This is a genomic window from Clostridioides sp. ZZV15-6383 (genome assembly GCF_020657735.1).
In the GTDB taxonomy this organism is placed as follows: Bacteria; Bacillota; Clostridia; order Peptostreptococcales; family Peptostreptococcaceae; genus Clostridioides; species Clostridioides difficile_D.
Window position 1 is genome coordinate 1 of the sequence record NZ_JAGWCV010000260.1, and the last position, 221, is coordinate 221.

Here is a 221-nt window from a genome sequence, read left to right on the forward strand (position 1 = left end):
AGATAGGTTTAGATTTAGGAATTAAAGAATTTTGTATCTCAAGTTGTGGAGAATTTATAGAAAATCCTAAGTATCTTAAGAAGTCATTAAACAAACTTGCTAAATTACAAAGAGAATTATCGAGAAAGACAATCGGTAGTTTAAATAGGAATAAAGCAAGATTAAAAGTTGCAAGACTTCAAGAACATATAGCTAATCAAAGAAATGATTTTCTACAAAAA

The 221-nt window shown here is 26.7% G+C and carries 1 protein-coding gene; it reads left to right on the top strand.

Going from position 1 to position 221, the window contains the following annotated elements; genetic code table 11:
• On the top strand, positions 1 to 221 hold a 221-nt coding region (locus KGF42_RS19710; RefSeq protein WP_139045581.1), incomplete at both ends, for a transposase.